The sequence below is a fragment of the Streptomyces sp. 3330 genome, from assembly GCF_031456635.1.
Classification (GTDB): domain Bacteria; phylum Actinomycetota; class Actinomycetes; order Streptomycetales; family Streptomycetaceae; genus Streptomyces.
In genome coordinates this window covers 188,630-203,566 of record NZ_JAVDVA010000004.1, presented here as the reverse complement: position 1 = coordinate 203,566, position 14,937 = coordinate 188,630, and the positions used below count along the sequence as shown (strand labels likewise).

10 protein-coding genes and 2 pseudogenes are annotated in these 14,937 nt (G+C 71.9%); 7 read left to right on the top strand and 5 right to left on the bottom strand.

What is annotated here, in order from left to right; all coding sequences use genetic code 11:
- Positions 1-84 precede the first annotated feature (84 nt).
- Positions 85-1,161 carry an NAD(P)-binding domain-containing protein gene (locus J2X68_RS08970; RefSeq protein ID WP_310431929.1) on the top strand — a complete coding sequence of 359 codons (1,077 nt, stop codon included), beginning with the start codon at positions 85-87 and terminating at the stop codon, positions 1,159-1,161.
- A 12-nt stretch (positions 1,162-1,173) separates the two neighbouring features.
- On the opposite strand, the gene mltG is transcribed toward J2X68_RS08970, so the two are convergent.
- Complete coding sequence (gene mltG / locus J2X68_RS08965; RefSeq protein ID WP_310431928.1) at positions 1,174-2,037, bottom strand: endolytic transglycosylase MltG; 864 nt, start codon at positions 2,035-2,037, stop codon at positions 1,174-1,176.
- 53 nt (positions 2,038-2,090) lie between these two features.
- A complete protein-coding gene (locus tag J2X68_RS08960) occupies positions 2,091-3,893 on the bottom strand; it encodes an ABC transporter ATP-binding protein (protein ID WP_310431927.1) in 1,803 nt (600 codons plus the stop codon).
- Between the two features lie 93 nt (positions 3,894-3,986).
- Between J2X68_RS08960 and J2X68_RS08955 the strand changes: the two genes are divergently transcribed.
- Positions 3,987-4,490 (top strand): MarR family transcriptional regulator, encoded by a 504-nt coding sequence (locus tag J2X68_RS08955; protein ID WP_310431926.1) that lies wholly within the window; start codon positions 3,987-3,989, stop codon positions 4,488-4,490.
- A gap of 76 nt (positions 4,491-4,566) precedes the next feature.
- On the opposite strand, the pseudogene J2X68_RS08950 reads toward J2X68_RS08955, so the two are convergent.
- Positions 4,567-5,310 (bottom strand): annotated as a pseudogene (locus J2X68_RS08950) (cation:dicarboxylate symporter family transporter); the annotation flags it as partial.
- A gap of 44 nt (positions 5,311-5,354) precedes the next feature.
- Positions 5,355-6,098 (bottom strand): L,D-transpeptidase family protein, encoded by a 744-nt coding sequence (locus tag J2X68_RS08945; protein ID WP_310431925.1) that lies wholly within the window; start codon positions 6,096-6,098, stop codon positions 5,355-5,357.
- A gap of 258 nt (positions 6,099-6,356) precedes the next feature.
- On the opposite strand from J2X68_RS08945, the gene J2X68_RS08940 reads away from it, so the two are divergent.
- The 4 genes and pseudogenes from J2X68_RS08940 (at position 6,357) to J2X68_RS08925 (ending at position 11,401) form a co-directional block, all read left to right on the top strand.
- A complete protein-coding gene (locus J2X68_RS08940; protein ID WP_310431924.1) occupies positions 6,357-8,207 on the top strand; it encodes an ABC transporter ATP-binding protein in 1,851 nt (616 codons plus the stop codon).
- Positions 8,201-10,093 (top strand): annotated as a pseudogene (locus J2X68_RS08935) (ABC transporter ATP-binding protein); the annotation flags it as partial. The gene J2X68_RS08940 and the pseudogene J2X68_RS08935, both read left to right, overlap by 7 nt.
- A gap of 393 nt (positions 10,094-10,486) precedes the next feature.
- Positions 10,487-10,957, top strand: a complete 471-nt coding sequence (locus J2X68_RS08930) for a DUF5709 domain-containing protein (protein ID WP_310431922.1) — start codon at positions 10,487-10,489, stop codon at positions 10,955-10,957.
- 186 nt (positions 10,958-11,143) lie between these two features.
- The gene (locus J2X68_RS08925; protein ID WP_310431921.1) at positions 11,144-11,401 is read left to right on the top strand and encodes a type B 50S ribosomal protein L31; all 258 of its coding nucleotides are present in this window, start codon (positions 11,144-11,146) and stop codon (positions 11,399-11,401) included.
- Between the two features lie 80 nt (positions 11,402-11,481).
- Here the strand turns inward: J2X68_RS08925 and J2X68_RS08920 are convergent, their stop codons facing one another.
- Entirely contained in the window at positions 11,482-12,276 is a 795-nt protein-coding gene (locus J2X68_RS08920) for a metal-dependent hydrolase (protein WP_310431920.1), read from the bottom strand.
- 145 nt (positions 12,277-12,421) lie between these two features.
- On the opposite strand from J2X68_RS08920, the gene J2X68_RS08915 reads away from it, so the two are divergent.
- Positions 12,422-14,935 (top strand): DUF3516 domain-containing protein, encoded by a 2,514-nt coding sequence (locus J2X68_RS08915; protein WP_310431919.1) that lies wholly within the window; start codon positions 12,422-12,424, stop codon positions 14,933-14,935.
- Positions 14,936-14,937: the final 2 nt, after the last annotated feature.

The following is a 14,937-nucleotide window of genomic DNA, read 5'->3' as shown; positions in this document are numbered from 1 at the left end:
CCATCCTGACCCATGCGCCGGGTCCGTACCCCATCTCACAGCCCCGACGGGAAGATCCACGCCGCCCTCCTGGTTGGCACCGGCGTGAACGACGTGCGTGAGGTCGAGGTGGTCGTCATCGGCGCCGGCCAGGCGGGCCTGGCGGCCGCCTACCACCTGAGGCGCACCGGTCTCGAGCCGGAGCGCGACTTCGTGGTGCTCGACCACGCGCCCGCCGCCGGGGGCGCCTGGCAGTTCCGGTGGCCCTCGCTGACGTACGGCAAGGTGCACGGTATGCACGCGCTGCCCGGCATGGAGCTGACGGGCGCTGACCCCGCCCGGCCGTCGTCCGAGGTCGTCGCCGAGTACTTCGACGCCTACGAGCGTGCCTTCGACCTGCGCGTGCGGCGGCCGGTCGATGTGCGGGCGGTGCGGGAGGGCGCGGGCGGGCGGCTGCTCGTCGAGTCCTCCGACGGCACGTGGTCCACCCGGGCCCTGATCAACGCCACCGGCACCTGGGACCGGCCGTTCTGGCCCCGTTGCCCGGGGCAGGAGACCTTCCGCGGCCGGCAGCTGCACACCGCGGGGTATCCGGGTCCCGAGGCGTTCGCCGGGTCGCGGGTGGTCGTGGTGGGCGGCGGCGCGTCCGGCACCCAGCACCTGCTGGAGATCGCCCCGTACGCGGCGCGGACCACGTGGGTGACGCGACGGCCCCCCGTCTTCCGGGAGGGGCCTTTCGACGAGGACGCGGGCCGCGCCGCCGTCGCGCTCGTGGCGGAGCGGGTGCGGCAGGGGCTTCCGCCGAAGAGCGTGGTCTCCGTGACGGGGCTGCCGCTCAACGACGCCGTCCGGCAGGGACTCGCCGACGGGGTGCTCGACCGGCTGCCCATGTTCGACCGGATCACTCCGGACGGCGTGGAGTGGGACGACGGACGCCGGGTCGACGCCGATGTCATCCTGTGGGCGACCGGCTTCCGGGCCGCCGTCGGCCATCTCGCGCCGCTGCGCCTGCGTGAGCCGGGCGGCGGTATCCGGGTCGAGGGCACGCGCGTCCTCGCCGATCCGCGCATCCATCTCGTCGGCTACGGGCCGTCGGCCAGCACCATCGGCGCCAACCGGGCCGGCCGCGCGGCCGTACGGGACATCGGACGCCTCCTCGCGGGGGAACCGGTCGCGGCCTGACGCCGCGCCCGGTCAGCCGGCGGCCGCCGACCGGCTCAGCGGACTCTTCGAGCTCTGCTGATTCCGGTTGAACTCGGCGACGTTGCGCTGGTGTTCCGCGTAGCTCGCCGTGAAACGCGTGTCGCCCGGCTTGACCGTGACGAAGTACAGCCAGTCGCCCGGGGTGGGGCTGACGGCCGCGCGCAGGGCCTCCTCACCGGGGTTGTCGATCGGCGTCGGCGGCAGGCCCATGCGCTGATAGGAGTTGTAGGGGCTCTCGACCCGGGTGTCGCTCTCCGTCGTCCTCAGCGTGAAGCGGTTCAGCGCGTAGTTGATGGTGGAGTCCATCTGCAACGGCATCCCGCGCTCCAGGCGGTTGAACACGACCCGGGCCACCTTGCCCATGTCCGCCTTGGTGGCCGCCTCCGCCTGCACGAGGCTGGCGATGGTGACCGCCTGATAGACGTTCAGGGCGTTGCGCTGGGCGCCGGCCGCCGTGGGCGCCGCGTTGAACTTCTTGTTGGCGGTGTCGACCATGTACGAGAGCAGCGTCTGCGGCGTCGCCTTCCTGTCCAGCGGGTACGTCGCCGGGAAGAGGTAGCCCTCCGGATTGCCCTCGGCGTCGTTCGGCAGCTTCAGCCCGGCCTTCGGCAGCGCCCTCCGGGTGGTGCCCGCGGGCAGGGCGAGGGCCTTGTCGACGGCCTCGTAGACCTGGCTCGCGCGCCAGCCTTCCGGGATGACCAGGGTCGCCGGTTTCGGCTTCTCCTCGGGACTCTCGAGGCTCAGCAGCGGCACCGCCACGGCGGTGCCGGCCACGACGGCTCCGGTCGCGATGAGGACGAGACGGCCCCGGCGCGTCAGTCGAATCGTGCTCGGTGGCGGAGTGTTCATCTGCATGCGGGCACGCTAACCCCCATATCGCCACAAACCCGGCACAACTTGCCATACTGTCATCTTGTCGGCTCCAGGCGGGCGTCCCGTCGCACCAGCGCCGCGTACCGTCCGTCCTGCTCCAACAGCTCCTCGTGCGTGCCGCGTTCGGCCACCTGACCGGAGTCGAGCACCACGATCTGGTCGGCACCCCGAATGGTGGACAGCCGATGCGCGATGGTGAGGGTGGTGCGGTTGACCGAGAGCGCGTCGATGGCGTCCTGAACGGCCTGTTCCGTGCGCGTGTCGAGGGCGCTGGTCGCCTCGTCGAGGATCAGCACCGGCGGGTCGCGCAGGATGGTGCGGGCGATGGCGAGCCGCTGCTTCTCACCGCCGGAGAACCGGTGGCCGCGCTCGCCGACCACCGTGTCGTAGCCGCCGGGCAGCGCGGCGATGTGATCGTGGATCTGCGCCGCCCGCGCGGCCTCGTGCAGTTCCTCGTCGGTGGCGTCCGGCTTGGCGAAGCGCAGGTTGTCGGCGACCGTGGCGTGGAAGAGGTACGTCTCCTGCGAGACGACGCCGACCGCGCGCGCGAGCGTGTCGAAGTCGAGGTCGCGGACGTCGACGCCGTCGAGGGTGACCCGGCCGCCCGTCACGTCGTACAGGCGCGGCACCAGGTAGCCCAGCGTGGACTTGCCGGCGCCGGTCGGGCCGACCACCGCGAGGCTGCCGCCGGCGGGGACGTCGATGTCGACGCCGTCGAGGACGGGGCCGCCCTTGTCGTCGTACCGGAAGGAGACGTCCTCGAAGCGGACCTCGCCCTTGATCCGGTCGAGACGCACCGGGTTGTCGCGTTCGGTGATGTCGACGGGGAGGTCGAGGTACTCGAAGATGCGCTGGAAGAGGGCGAGGGAGGTCTGGATCTGCACGCCGGTCGACAGAAGGCCGACGGCCGGGCGGAACAGGCCCTGCTGGAGCGAGACGAAGGCGACGATCGTGCCGAGGGAGACGTCGGGGCCGCCGAACTGGAGGGCCAGGCCCGCGGTCCAGTAGATGAACGCCGGCATGGCGGACATGACGATCCCGATCACGGCCATGCGCCAGCGCCCGGCCATGTTCGACCGCACCTCCAGGTCGACCAGCTGCTCGGACTCGTCGGCGAAGGACCGCGTGAGGGAGTCGGAGCGGCCCATGGTGCGGCCGAGCAGGATGCCGCTGACCGACAGCGACTCGGTGACCGTGGCGGCCATCGCGGCCATCTGCTTCTGGCGCTGGGTGGTGATCTTCTTGCGCTCGTTGCCGACGCGCCGGCTGATCCACACGAACACCGGCAGCAGGAGCAGCGAGACGACGGTCAGCCGCCAGTCGAGGGCGACCATCGCGATGATGGTGGCGACCACGCTGGTGAAGTTGGAGACCAGCGAGGTGGCGGTGGAGGTGACGGTGGCCTGCATGCCGCCGATGTCGTTGGCGATGCGGGACTGGACCTCGCCGGTGCGCGTGCGCGTGAAGAAGGCGAGGGACATCCGCTGCAGGCGGTCGTAGACGGCCGTCCGCAGGTCGTGCATGACGCGCTGGCCGACGGTCGTGGAGATCAGCGTCTGCAGGACGCCGAAGACACCGCTCAGAACGGCGCTGAGGATCATGCCCAGGGCGAGGAGCGTCAGCAGGCCGGTGCGTCCCTCGGGGATCGCGACGTCCAGCGTCTCCTTCAGCAGGAACGGCGTGGCGACGGTGACCAGCGAGGCGGCGGCGACCAGCAGGCCGACGACGGCGAGCCGGGCACGGTAGGGCTTGAAGAGGGCGAGGATGCGGCGCACCTGCCGGGGCTGTTCGGTCGAGGTGCCGGGCGAGGGGGTCCAGTCGATGTGATCGCGGGGCATGGCTCCTACGGAGGGTGAGACGATGAGGACTGACGGAGCATAGCTCATTGTTACCTATACTCACAATGAACGGCGTCCTGATATTGTTCCCGTATGACCACCCCCGATTCCGACAGTCTGCTCGCCGAGCAACTGCTGCGGCTCACGCGCCGGGTGCACCGCATCCAGAAGCACCATCTGGAGCGGAGCGGGCTCGACGTCACCCCGGCCCAGGCCCGGCTGCTGCGCACCCTGGCGCACTGCGACTCGCCGCCGCGCATGGCCGACCTCGCCGAGCGGCTCGAGGTGGTGCCCCGGGCCGTGACGACGCTGGTCGACGGGCTGGAGGGGAGCGGCATGGTGCGGCGGGTGCCGGACCCCACCAACCGGCGGGTGATCCGGATCGAGCTCACGGAGGACGGCCGCAAGGCCCTGCGACAGCTGCGGGGGGCGCGGGTGTCGGCCGCGGAGGAGATCCTCGACCCGCTGACGGATCTCGAGCGCCAGGTGCTGAGCGGCTTGCTGGACGCGCTGGTGGACGGGTCCCCGGACCGGACCCCGAAACGCGCACCGGGGCGCGACCAGGAGCGGGCACCGGGCCAGGAGCACCGCTGCTGAACCTCGTGAGAACGGGCCGGGGCCGCTCCTCCGCGGTGGAGGGGCGGCCCCGGCCCGGTGCGGCGGCGCCGTTCGTTCAACCGGTCTCGGCGGCGTTCTCCCTGGCGGGTCCGGCGGAGACCACCGCCGCCATTGCGGCCGCCGCCTCCGGGCTCTCCGAAACCTCGGACCGCCCGGAGCCCACCGGCTGCCCGCAGTCCGCCGGCCGCTCGGAGCCCTTCGACCGTTCGGAGCCCTCCGGCAGCTCGGAGCCTTGCGGCAGCTCGGAGCCTTGCGGCTTCGCGGGACCGGCCGGCTCCTCGTGCGGCAGGGGGACCGTCTCGCCGTTCAGGACCTTCCTGGCCCGCTCCAGGTCCAGCGCGCCCTCCCCGCGGGAGACGGCGAAGACCGCCACACAGTTGCCGAGGAGGTTGGTGACGACCCGCATCGAGTCCATGATGCGGTCCACGCCCAGCAGCAGGGCCACGGCTCCGGCGGGTACGGCCCCCAGCGAGGAGGCCGTCGCGGACAGCGCGAGGAAGGCCGAACCGGGGATACCGGCCATGCCCTTGCTGGTGAGCATGAGCACCAGGATCACCGTGATCTGCTGGCCGAGGCCGAGATCCGCGCCCACCGCCTGGGCGATGAACAGGGTGCCGATGGACAGGTAGAGCGAGGCGCCGTCGAGGTTGAAGGAGTATCCGGTGGGAAGCACCAGGCCCACGGCGTCGTCGCGGGCACCGGCCCTGCGCAGCTTCTGCATCACACGCGGCATGACGGACTCGGTCGAGGCGGTGCCGAGCGCGAGGAGCATCTCCTCGCGGATGTAGCGCAGGAACTTCGGGGACTCGGCCGCCGCCCGCAATGAGGCCTCCGCCGCGGCGGCTAGGCCTTCAGCGCGTCCCTGTCCCCCATGACCACCACCGGATGCCGATCGGGGTCGAGGGTGCGCAGCAGGTAGCGCATCGCCGCCCCGGACACGCTGACGCAGGCGGACGTACCGCTGCCGTGGTCCATGTGCAGCCAGATCCCCCCGCCCTTCTCCTCGCCCTCGGGCCGCGTCGGGTCGTCGGGCGGGACACCGATGACGCGGTTGTAGTCGATGGCGATGACGTAGTCGAAGTCGTGCCGGTGCGACCTCGCCCACCAGCGCGGCGCCGCGAAGGAGGCGGACCGCGTGTACGGCAGCCTGCTGCCGGGATCGGCCAGCCTGCCGCCCGCGTCGGTGAGCGTGAACACGCCGACCGGACTGCGGTGGTCGCCGGCGTGGTGCGCGGCGGTCCAGCCCTTCTTGCCGTTGTGCCCCTGCCAGCTCCGGACGCGCTCCCAGGACGATCCGCTTCCGGCGTAGAGCACGACGGTCGCGTCCGCGGAGTCCTTCCCGTCGCCGTACACGGCCACAACCTGGCGTGAAAGTGCGGGGATCCGTCCCCGTAGGCGGTCGCCGACCCCCGGGATCCCGCTCGTCGGGGCCGCGTCCGGCGAGGCCGCGTCTCTTCTGCCGCCCGCTCCCGACGTACCGTCACTCCCGTGCTGCCCGGCGGCCCCACCGCACGCGGACAGGGCCGCGAGCAGGAGGCCGAGGATCAGCGGGGCGGCTCCCGCGCGCCGCGCACAGCCTTGTCGCATCGGCCCATGCTCGCACCACTGTCCGGGCGGCAGCGGCAGGTTCCGGACATCCGGGCCGTGTCGGACAGCTGCCGGATCCGGCCGCCGCCATGGAAAACCGGTTGATTCTGACCACGCCACGACGCGAACCTTGCACGGTTTGCTGCCGCTCCCCGCGGACCTTCCCGTATGTCCCCTCCCCTCCCCCTCCCTTCCCCCTCCCCCTCCTCGTCGCTTACGCCCTCTCCCCCTATCCCTGACTCGAGCCACTGGGACGTCATGCAGATCCAAGACCTTCCGTACCCCGACCCGGGTGTGCCGGACGCACGCTCGGGACCCCGCTTCCTGTGGTGGCTCGGCCGCAACCAGCTAGGCGGCCAGCTCAAGTCCCTGGCCTGGGGACTGCTGCACTTCGTCGCCGTCTCGGCACAGCCGTTCTGCGTCGGGTTCGCCATCGAGGCCGTCGTGGACCGTTCCGGTGCCCGACTCGCCCTCACCGGCGCGGTGATGGCCCTGTGCGGGGCCGCCACCGCGATCGGGGACACCTTCCTGCACCGCGCCGCGGTCACCAACTGGATCACCGCCGCCGCCAGGGTCCAGCAACTGCTCGCCCGCAAGGCCTCGCAGCTCGGCTCCGCGCTCACCCGGCGGGTCGCGGCCGGTGAGGTCGTCGCCGTCTCCACGGGCGACGTCGAGAAGATCGGCTGGCTCGTGGAGGCCGTGTCCCGCTTCACCGCCGCGGCCCTCACGGTCCTGCTGGTCTGCGTCGGCCTGGTCGTCTACCAGCCTGCGCTCGGCCTGGTCGTCGCCGTCGGCCTGCCCGTACTCGCGCTCGCGGTGCTGCCCCTGCTGCCCCCGGCGACGCGACGGGCCGACGTCCAGCGCGAGAAGGCCGGACGCGCCACCGAACTCGCCTCGGACACCGTGGCCGGACTCAGGGTGCTGCGCGGGATCGGCGGCGAGGAACTGTTCCTCGACCGCTACCGCAGCGCCTCGCAGGAGGTCCGGCACGCGGCCGTGCGCAGCGCCCGCATGTGGTCGTTGATCAGCGCCATCCAGGTGCTGCTGCCCGGCCTGCTGCTGATCACGGTCGTCTGCTACGGCGTCCACCTCGCCCGCGAGGGCCGCATCACCGTCGGCGAACTGGTCACGGTCTACAGCTCCGTCATGGTCCTGGCCTATCCCCTCAGGCACTTCGAGGAGATCGCGATGGCCTACTCCTTCTCGCGCCCGTCGGCCAGACGCGCCGCCCGGGTGCTGTCCCTGGAGCGGGTCACCGACATCGGCGGCTCGCGCGCCGCCGACGCTCCCTCGGGTGATCTGTACGACCCCGCCACCGGGCTGCTCGCCCCGACCGCGCGGCTCACCGCCGTGGTGTGCGGCGACCCGGACGCGGCCGGACGACTGGCGGAGCGGCTGGGCGGGCACCCCCCGGAGGACAGCCCGTCGGTGCTGCTCGGCGGAGTCCCGCTGAACGAGCTCCCGCTGGACTCCGCGCGCACCTCGGTCCTCGTCCAGGACAAGGACCCGGTGCTGCTGTCCGGTTCCCTGCGCGACCTGCTCGACGTCCCCGCCTCGGGTGCGGTCGACGCCGGTGCGGCGCTGGCGGCCGCCCAGTGCGCGGACGTCCTCGACGCCCTCGTGCAGGGTTCGCTGGACGCCGACGACCCGATGGACGCCCGGATCACCGAGCGCGGCCGGTCCCTCTCCGGCGGCCAGCGGCAACGGCTCGCGCTCGCCCGCTCCCTGTACACGGACCCCGAGGTCCTCGTCCTGGACGAGCCCACCTCCGCCGTCGACTCGCACACCGAGGCGCGGATCGCCGAGGGGCTGCGCGAACTGCGGGAAGGGCGCACCACGGTGGTGTTCACCTCGTCGCCCCTGCTGCTGGACCGCGCCGACCGGGTCGTGCTGGTGCACGAGGGCGAGGCCGTCGCGGTGGGCGCGCACCGCGAACTGCTGCGCTCCGAGCCCCGGTACCGGGCCGTGGTGACCAGGGAGACCGAGGAGGAAGCCGCGCTGGTCGAGGCCCGCAAGGCCGAAGAGGCCTCCCTGAGCGATGTGTTGCAGGACCTGGAAGACGACCGGCTCGAAGAGATCGAACGCGAAGAGATCGAGGAGACCGCATGATCGGCGTGGCGCCGCCCGCGTACGACCCGGCGGCACCGACGACGGCGAACACGCTGCCCGTCGGCGCCCCCGCGACCGTCCGCGCCTACGTGGCCGAACTCCTGCGCCGGCACCGCCGCGCCTTTCTGCTCCTCCTGCTCGTCAACACGGTCGCCACGGTCGCCTCGATGGTGGGTCCCTGGCTGCTCGGTGACCTGGTGGAGCGGCTGTCGGACGGCGCCCGCGAGCTCCACCTCGGGCTCGTCGCCACCCTGTTCGTGCTCGCCCTGGTCGTCCAGGCCGTCTTCGTCCGGCAGGTGCGGCTGCGCGGCGCGATGCTCGGCGAGCGGATGCTGGCCGACCTGCGCGAGGACTTCCTCGTGCGCTCGGTGCGGCTGCCGCCCGGCGTGCTGGAGCGGGCCGGGACGGGTGACCTGCTCTCCCGCATCACCACGGACATCGACCGGCTGGCCAACGCCATGCGCGAGGCCGTGCCCCAGCTGACGATCGGCGTGATGTGGGCTCTGCTGCTGCTCGGCGGGCTCGTCGTCACCGCGCCACCGCTGGCGCCGGCCGTCCTGGTCGCGGTGCCGCTCCTGGTGGCGGGGTGCCGCTGGTACTTCAGGCGCGCCCCGGCCGGCTACCGCTCGGAGGCCGCCGGCTACGCCTCCGTGGCCGCCGCCCTCGCCGAAACCGTGGACGCCGGGCGCACCGTGGAGGCCCATCGGCTGGGCGACCGCCGCATCGCGCTCTCCGAGGAGCGCATCCGGCAGTGGACCGCCTGGGAGCGCTACACGCTGTGGCTGCGGTCGGTGCTGTTCCCGGTCATCAACCTGGTGCACGTCACCGTGCTCGGGTCGGTCCTCATGCTCGGCGGGGCGTTCGTGCTGCAGGGCTGGATCGGGGTCGGCCAGCTGACGACGGGCGCGCTGCTGGCGCAGATGCTCGTCGACCCGGTGAACCTCATCCTGCGCTGGTACGACGAGCTCCAGGTGGCCCAGGTGTCGCTCGCCCGCCTCGTCGGAGTGCGCGACATCGAGCCGGACGGCGGGGACGCCGAGCTCGTGCCGGACGGGCGCGACGTGCACGCCGACCGGGTTCACTTCGGCTACCGGGAGGGCGTCGACGTCCTGCGCCAGGTGACCCTGGAGGTCTCCCCCGGCACCCGGCTGGCCCTGGTCGGCCCCTCGGGTGCGGGCAAGTCCACCCTGGGACGGCTGCTCGCCGGGATCTACGCGCCGCGCGACGGCCGGATCACCCTCGGCGGCGCCGAGCTGTCGCACATGACCGCGGAACGGGTCCGCTCCCACGTGGCGCTCGTCAACCAGGAGCACCACGTCTTCGTAGGGTCCCTGCGCGACAACCTCCGGCTCGCCCTCCCCCCTGCGCGACTCCGCCCGAGCGAGGAAGCGCCCGCGGCGTCCATGGCCCCCGCGATCTCCGCGATCTCCAAGACCTCGACGCCTGTGGAAGTCACCGAGGCCACCGAGGACACCGAGGACGCCGAGCTGTGGGCGGCCCTGGGCGCGGTCGACGCGGACGGCTGGGCCCGGGCCCTGGACGACGGCCTGGACACCGAGGTCGGCTCCGGCGGCGTCTCGCTCACCCCGGCGCAGGCCCAGCAGATCGCCCTGGCCCGGCTGGTCCTGGCCGACCCCCACACGCTGGTCCTGGACGAGGCGACCTCGCTGCTCGACCCCCGTGCCGCCCGCCACCTGGAACGGTCCCTCGCCCGGGTCCTGGACGGGCGCACCGTCGTCGCCATCGCCCACCGTCTGCACACCGCCCATGACGCGGACGTGATCGCCGTCGTCGAGAACGGCCGCATCAGCGAGCTGGGCAGCCACACCGAGCTGGTCGCGGCGGACGGCGCGTACGCCGCACTCTGGCGGTCCTGGCACGGCTGAGCACCGAACCGACGGTGCCGGCCGAGCGACGCCGGTGAGGGGCGTGGGGGGCGCCGAAGCTCGGACCGACACGAGTGTCGGCGCCCGGCTCGGCCCGGTGCCGGCCTCGGCGTCCTCGGGCGCCCCCTCGCGGGGCGGCCACCTGCGTGCTCCGGGGTCGTGGGCGGTCTCGTGCCGCGGCCCCCGCGCCCGGGCGAAGGCCGCCCGGCCCGGCCGTCGCGCGTCCTCTGGCGTTGCGCGGTCCCGAAGCGGAGTGGAACGCTGGATACCGGCACCCGTGCGGAAGGCAGTCTGGATCCGTCCGGAACACACCGCGCTCGACCGGTGCCCCGTGCGGCGGCACCCTGCCGCCGACCGCGAAGAGTACGGGGCCGTCACCCCCTGGAGGTACCCGTGAACAGTGCCGACGGATGGGGGGACGACGTCTACCAGCCCGACGCGTCCGACATCCAGGAAGACTCGGGACTGCTGGATGCCGAGGACACACTGGAGAACGACGGCGTCGAGGACCCCCTCGACCGCGGTTGGTCCCCTCCGGAACGCCCCTGGGCCGTGGAGCACGACGGGGTGACCGCCGCGGAGCGCCGGCAGGGCGAGACCCTGGACCAGCGGCTCGCCGAAGAGGTCCCGGAGACGGGTGCGCCGGACGGCGACGGCCTCGGCGATTGCGACGGCACGGACGGGGAACTCCTCGACAACGAGGTCGGCTCCGCGCGCTCCGGCAGGCTCGTGGCACCGGACGAGGGAGCCCACGAGGACGAGGAGAGCGCACTGATCGCCACGGACGTGGGCATCGACGGCGCTGCGGCCTCCGCAGAGGAAGCCGCGATGCACATCGTCGACGAAGACGCCCTGTCCGGCTGAACCGGCCACGGCCGCCCCGACCGCCCCCGGGCCCTGGCCGTCGCCGCACGTTCCGCCGCCGTCGGCACCGCCGGAGTCGACACAGCCGCCGCTGACGTCGCCGTTGCCTTCGGTACCGCCGTCGGCGGCCCCAACGGCAGCGTCATCGCCATCGCCATCGCCATCGCCATCGCACGAGGAGCGCTCATGCAGAAGGACAAGCAGCCCGACTACCACGCGGTCGTGTTCCGCGACCGGACCGCCGGTTACGCCTTCCTGACCCGGTCCACCGCCACCAGCGATCGGACCATCGAGTGGGACGACGGCGAGACCTACCCGGTCGTGGACGTGGAGATCTCCTCCGAGAGCCACCCGTTCTTCACCGGCAAGGCGCGCACGGTGGACACCGAGGGCCGGGTCGCGCGCTTCGAGCGGCGCTACGGCGACGGCGGGGCGATGACCTGAGCCGGTGCGCTCGCCACTGCTACTGCCCCTGCCACTGCCACCGACGCCGCCACCGCCGAAGGCACCCGCCGGGTCGCTCGTCAGATGTAGTTGAGGGCGGCCGCGCCGCCCACTCCCCCGAGCAGCATGAACACGGGCATCAGTACCTTCAGCTCGACCCAGCTGCCGGCCCGGAAGCGCATCGCCTTGGGCGGACCGATCGGGTACCAGCGCTTGCGCCCGATCGGGATGGGCCACAGGACCGGGCAGCCCGAGACGGTCAGGGCGTCGCCGATGTCGTGGACCAGGGCGCCCAGCACGATCGGCAGCCCCAGCCACAGGTACTGCTGACCCGGGTCCGTGAACAGCCAGTCCGAGCCGTTGCCGGGCTTGTCCAGGACACCGGCGAGGATCCAGGCGCTGGTGGCGGCCAGCAGCCACACCAGCACATCGCTGCTGGATCCCCGGGCCGCCCGCCACAGCAGCCCTTCGATCGCCAGCACCATGTGCACGAAGAGCAGCGCCAGGACCGCCCAGCGGCCGCCGGTGATCGCCAGGGCGGAGGCGCCTCCGCCGATCATGACGGCCCACAGCCAGGTGTGCGTCAGGGTCCGGTGACCGCCGGAGCGGCGCGGGTCGCCCTGCTTCCTGGTGCTCTTGTAGACGGCGTAGGAGAGCTTGTCGACGATCTCGCACAGCCAGCGCGAGATCGGTCCGAAGGCCCGCGAGATGGTGGCTGCCTTGTGGTCGAGGTCCGGAGCGAGCGCGGCTCCCGCGCAGATCAGCGCACCCGCCAGCAGGACCGGCCAGGGCATCGTGTGCCCGGCCGCGGCGGCGGTCGCACCGACGCCGAGCCAGGCGGCCGCGCCCGACAGTGAGTGTGCTGGTCCCATCATGGCCGCTGCCCGCCCTATTCCTCGAATGCCGCTGTCCAGTTGACCGGGTGCGTTGACGCTCCGTCGGCGACACAGCGTATCGGTCGTGATCTTCGAGCAGGCATCCGATTCCCCCCTCAGGGGCGAGGGCAGGCAAGATGGGGGCGTGACCCTCATCGATCAGTTGCCGCCGACCGCAGATCCCGACGCCCTGTACGAAGCCTTCGAGTCCTGGGCGCAGGAGCGTGGTCTGACGCTCTACCCCCACCAGGAGGAGGCGCTGATCGAGGTGGTCTCCGGGGCGAACGTGATCGTGTCGACGCCCACCGGCTCCGGCAAGAGCATGATCGCGGCGGCCGCGCACTTCGCGGCGCTCGCCCGCGACGAGGTCACCTTCTACACCGCTCCGATCAAGGCGCTGGTGTCGGAGAAGTTCTTCGAGCTGTGCAAGATCTTCGGCACGGAGAACGTCGGCATGCTGACCGGCGACGCGTCCGTGAACTCCGACGCCCCGGTCATCTGCTGCACCGCCGAGGTGCTGGCCTCGATCGCGTTGCGTGACGGCAGGAACGCCGATGTCGGCCAGGTCGTCATGGACGAGTTCCACTTCTACGCGGAGGGCGACCGCGGCTGGGCGTGGCAGATCCCGATCCTGGAACTGCCCCAGGCCCAGTTCGTGCTCATGTCGGCCACGCTCGGCGACGTGTCGTTCTTCGAGAAGGACCTCGCCCGCCGGACCGGCCGCCCCACGTCGGTGGTCCGCTCGGCGACGCGGCCGGTTCCCCTCTCCTACGAGTACCGGTTCACGCCGATGACGGAGACGCTCAGCGACCTCCTGGTCACGAAGCAGGCACCCGTCTACATCGTGCACTTCACGCAGGCGCAGGCGGTGGAGCGGGCGCAGGCGCTGATGAGCATCAACATGTGCTCGCGCGAGGAGAAGGAACGGATCGCCGACCTGATCGGCAACTTCCGCTTCACCACGAAGTTCGGCCAGAACCTCTCGCGCTACGTGCGGCACGGCATCGGCGTCCACCACGCCGGCATGCTCCCCAAGTACCGGCGTCTGGTGGAGAAGCTCGCCCAGGCCGGCCTGTTGAAGGTGATCTGCGGTACGGACACCCTCGGCGTGGGCGTCAACGTGCCCATCAGGACCGTGCTGTTCACGGCGCTGACCAAGTACGACGGCAACCGGGTGCGGACCCTGCGGGCCCGTGAGTTCCACCAGATCGCGGGCCGGGCCGGCCGGGCCGGCTTCGACACGGCGGGTCTGGTGGTGGCGCAGGCCCCCGAGCACGTCATCGAGAACGAGAAGGCCCTGAACAAGGCCGGCGACGACCCGAAGAAGCGTCGCAAGGTGGTGCGCAAGAAGGCGCCCGAGGGATTCGTGGGCTGGACGGAGAACACCTTCGACAAGCTCATCGAGTCCGAGCCGGAGCCGCTGACGTCGCGCTTCCGGGTCACGCACACGATGCTGCTGTCGGTGATCGCGCGGCCCGGCAACGCCTTCGAGGCGATGCGGCATCTGCTCGAGGACAACCACGAGCCGCGCAAGCAGCAGATCCGGCACATCCGGCGCGCGATCGCGATCTACCGCTCGCTGCTGGACGGCGGGATCGTCGAGAAGCTCGACGAACCGGACGCCACCGGCCGCATCGTCCGCCTCACCGTGGACCTCCAGCAGGACTTCGCGCTGAACCAGCCGCTGTCCACCTTCGCGCTGGCCGCGTTCGAGCTCCTCGACCCGGACTCGCCCTCCTACGCCCTCGACATGGTCTCCGTCGTGGAGTCCACGCTGGACGACCCGCGTCAGATCCTGGCCGCCCAGCAGAACAAGGCGCGCGGCGAGGCGGTGGCCGCGATGAAGGCGGACGGCGTCGAGTACGAGGAGCGGATGGAGCGCCTCCAGGACGTCACCTACCCGAAGCCCCTGGAGGAGCTCCTCTTCCACGCGTACGACACCTACCGCAAGAGCCACCCGTGGGTCGGCGACCATCCGCTGTCGCCGAAGTCCGTCATCCGCGACATGTACGAGCGGGCGATGTCCTTCACCGAGCTGGTCTCCCATTACGAGCTGGCCCGTACCGAGGGCATCGTGCTGCGTTACCTGGCCGGCGCCTACAAGGCCCTCGACCACACCGTCCCGGACGACCTCAAGTCGGAGGATCTCCAGGACCTGGTGGAGTGGCTGGGCGAGATGGTGCGCCAGGTGGACTCGAGCCTGCTGGACGAGTGGGAGCAGCTCGCCAACCCCGCGGAGATGACCGCCGAGGAGGCCCAGGAGAAGGCCGACGAGGTCAAGCCGGTCACGGCGAACGCGCGTGCCTTCCGGGTCCTGGTCCGCAACGCGATGTTCCGCCGTGTCGAGCTCGCCGCTCTCGACCGCGTCGACGAACTCGGCGAGCTGGACGGCGAGTCCGGCTGGGACGCCGACGCCTGGGGCGAGGCGATGGACAAGTACTGGGACGAGTACGACGATCTCGGCACCGGTCCGGACGCGCGGGGCCCCAAGCTGCTCGTCATCACGGAGGAGCCGCAGAACGCCCTGTGGCGCGTCCGCCAGATCTTCGACGACCCGAACGACGACCACGACTGGGGCATCAGCGCGGAGGTCGACCTCACGGCCTCCGACGCCGAGGGCCGCGCGGTCGTCCGCGTCACCGCCGTCGGCCAGTTGTGAGT

What these genes read in the sequence shown, in the direction of transcription:
- mltG (WP_310431928.1), bottom strand. Translation starts at nt 2,037, where the DNA reads ATGCAGATGAACACTCCGCCACCGAGCACGATTCGACTGACGCGCCGG.
- J2X68_RS08960 (WP_310431927.1), bottom strand. Translation starts at nt 3,893, where the DNA reads ATGCCCCGCGATCACATCGACTGGACCCCCTCGCCCGGCACCTCGACC.
- J2X68_RS08955 (WP_310431926.1), top strand. Translation starts at nt 3,987, where the DNA reads ATGACCACCCCCGATTCCGACAGTCTGCTCGCCGAGCAACTGCTGCGG.
- J2X68_RS08945 (WP_310431925.1), bottom strand. Translation starts at nt 6,098, where the DNA reads ATGCGACAAGGCTGTGCGCGGCGCGCGGGAGCCGCCCCGCTGATCCTC.
- J2X68_RS08940 (WP_310431924.1), top strand. Translation starts at nt 6,357, where the DNA reads ATGCAGATCCAAGACCTTCCGTACCCCGACCCGGGTGTGCCGGACGCA.
- J2X68_RS08925 (WP_310431921.1), top strand. Translation starts at nt 11,144, where the DNA reads ATGCAGAAGGACAAGCAGCCCGACTACCACGCGGTCGTGTTCCGCGAC.
- J2X68_RS08920 (WP_310431920.1), bottom strand. Translation starts at nt 12,276, where the DNA reads ATGATGGGACCAGCACACTCACTGTCGGGCGCGGCCGCCTGGCTCGGC.